The sequence below is a fragment of the Neobacillus drentensis genome (genome assembly GCF_036965645.1).
Taxonomy (GTDB): domain Bacteria; phylum Bacillota; class Bacilli; order Bacillales; family Cytobacillaceae; genus Neobacillus; species Neobacillus drentensis_D.
Genome location: NZ_JBALPZ010000045.1, coordinates 1 through 2,871 on the forward strand (window position 1 = coordinate 1; position 2,871 = coordinate 2,871).

Genomic DNA, 2,871 nt, shown 5'->3' on the forward strand with positions numbered 1-2,871 from the left:
GGCAAATGCAACTCCCATTAAGAACGCTCCAACAGATGAAATCAGGTTGAGCGGAGCCCACCCCATATCCCAGCCCTCGGTTTGGTTATAAATATAAATCCGCCGAGTCATCCCCATAAAGCCCAGCGCATATTGTGGCATAAAGCAAACATAGAAACCGATTTGCCATAACCAAAAGCCCCATTTTCCTAGTGTATAATTTAATTCAAACCCAAAAATTTTAGGGAACCAATAATACATACCAGCCAGATAAGCGAACACGACACCACCGATTAAAACTTGGTGGAAGTGGGCAATCAAGAAATAGCTATTATGGTATTGATAGTCTGCTGGTGCTGCGGCAAGCATGACACCGGTTGCACCGCCAATGACAAAGGTTGGAACAAACGCTAAAAACCAAAGCATGGGCTGCGAAATCTCGATCCGTCCGCGATACATGGTAAAGAGCCAGTTGAAAACTTTCACACCCGTTGGAATCCCGATAATCATGGTACAAATGGCAAAAGTAATATTCACATCCACGCCAGCGCCCATGGTAAAGAAGTGATGAGCCCATGTGTAGTACGAAACGACGGCAATTGCAATCATAGAGTAGACCATTGAACTGTATCCAAAGGTTCGTTTCTTGGAAAAGGTCGCCACTACTTCAGAGAATACTCCAAACGCAGGTAAGACAACGATGTACACTTCAGGGTGACCCCACATCCAAATCAGGTTGACATACATCATGGGGTTACCGCCTTTAGTCATTGTGAAGAAGTGTCCGTCAAGCAAACGGTCGATCGTTAACATCCCCAATGTACCAGTAAGAATTGGGAATACCCCTAAAATAGCAATGGATGATGCTAAAACAGACCAAGTAAACAAAGGCATATCCCTTAAACGCATGGATGGTGTCCGCATTTTTAAAATGGTAACGGCAAAGTTGATTCCGGATGCCAAACTTCCTATCCCGGAAATTTGAATTCCCCAAATCCAAAAGTTCTGCCCCGGCCCCGGGCTAAAGGTTGTCTCTGATAGAGGGGGATAAGATAACCACCCCGAACTGGCAGATCCGCCAATTACAAACGAGATATTAAAGAGCATGGCTCCAATAAAGAACACCCAAAAACTAATGGCATTTAGTAATGGGTAAGCAACATCACGAGCTCCTATTTGTAAGGGAACAACGATATTAAACAATGCAAACATAAAAGGCATGGCCATAAATAAGATCATGATGGTACCATGAGTGGTAAAAATCTCATTATAGTGGTCTGAAGCTAAAAATTGACTATTGGGAAACGCCAGCTGTATCCGCATTAAAATCGCATCTACCCCGCCACGAAAGAGCATTAGCAAGGCTGCCAATAGATACATAATCCCGATTTTCTTATGGTCAACCGTTGTAATCCATTCTCGCCATAGCCAGCCCCATTTTTTTAGCATGGTGAGAGAGACGAGAATACCGATCGTGACTAAAACGATGGAAACGTCTGCACCATATATCATTGGATCGCCTGTAACAAAAAAATGCGAAGTATTCATGAAATGGTTTCCTCCTGTTTAATGATGAGTAGAAGTGGTTTGCATCGGCCTGTCATCACCCATATGGTGTGGATGGTCGAAATAGATTCCGCCATTTTTATTGACGATGTCTTCAAATAAATTCTTAGGATAGGAAGAAAAGCTTAATTCTTTCACCGTATTTGGTCTAACCAAATCCTCATATCCGTCGCTTGTCAGAGCAGGTGAGTTTTTCTTAAGATTAGCGGCCCATTTATTGAAATTAGCTTGACTAACCGCTTTTACTCTAAATTTCATATGGGCAAAACCTGTTCCAGTAAAGTTAGCTCCGGAACCGTAATAATTTCCTGTTTTATTAGCCTGAAGCCACAAACCCATTGCCATGCCAGGCATGGTATATTCCTGACCTCCTAACTGCGGTACCCAGAATGAATTCATCGGCGCATCAGAGGTTAAGACAAATTGAACGGGAACCCCAGCGGGAATTTCTGCATAGTTAACAGTGGCTACCTTTTGCCCGGGGTAGGTAAACAGCCATTTCCAATCCAATGAAGTTACTTGAACTACAACAGGTGTAACATCCTTTACAGGCGGCTTTGATACATTAATCGCTGTTCTTGCCGTGTAAAACCCTAAAATCCCAATAATAACGATAGGAATTCCCCACCAAATCACTTCGAGCACTTTGCTATCATCCCATTCAGGCTGATAAGGTGCATTGTTTCCAGGCTTATTACGATATCGAACGACGATATAAACAAATATGGCCAAAACAGGAATGATAACAACCGCACAAAGAATGGCAGAAATAATGATTAATCGCAGCTCTTCATGACCGACGGGTCCTTTTGGATTAAGGACAAGATATTGACTACGATCACAACTTGATAGAAGCATAGCGCCCAATAAACCCAAAATAGAAGTTTTACTAAATCGAATCCATTTTCTCACTTCAAAATTCCCCTTCGTTTTATTAAATGAGGTTCTTGAACTTAAATTTTTGTGATTAGCAGTTAATAGGTTACCCAACTTCTTTGGGATAATTCCAAAACATGGAATGATATCAAAATTTATGTAAAAAACGCACTAAGTTAATTTCACTATTACCTGAGTATGAAACTTTTGACCTCTTAGATAAGGGGAAGGAATATTTGTTGTTAATGTATTCTACTGAAGAAAATTACCAACTGGAGCAATATGAGGATTTATTGGATATTGAATTGAAAAGGTTTACATTTTCGGACATACAGGAAGCGGTAACGCTTTTCGCTATTTCTTTATTTTAATCAGTTACTTGAACAAGGTAAAGTAAGTGTTTGAACGCGTTTTTTTAAAAGAAGTTTTAAAAACTCTTGAAATATTATA

General features: G+C 40.7%; 3 protein-coding genes. 1 reads left to right on the forward strand and 2 read right to left on the reverse strand.

Going from position 1 to position 2,871, the window contains the following annotated elements; all coding sequences use genetic code 11:
• Nucleotides 1-1,527, reverse strand: a 1,527-nt coding sequence (locus V7266_RS09420) for a cbb3-type cytochrome c oxidase subunit I (protein ID WP_335467632.1), incomplete at its 3' end; no start/stop codon positions are given.
• Nucleotides 1,528-1,545: 18 nt separating this feature from the next.
• On the reverse strand, nucleotides 1,546-2,457 hold the full coding sequence (locus tag V7266_RS09425; protein ID WP_335467633.1) for a ubiquinol oxidase subunit II: 912 nt from the start codon (nucleotides 2,455-2,457) through the stop codon (nucleotides 1,546-1,548).
• Nucleotides 2,458-2,657: 200 nt separating this feature from the next.
• On the opposite strand from V7266_RS09425, the gene V7266_RS09430 reads away from it, so the two are divergent.
• A complete protein-coding gene (locus tag V7266_RS09430; protein WP_335467634.1) occupies nucleotides 2,658-2,792 on the forward strand; it encodes a hypothetical protein in 135 nt (44 codons plus the stop codon).
• The last annotated feature ends 79 nt before the right edge of the window (nucleotides 2,793-2,871 follow it).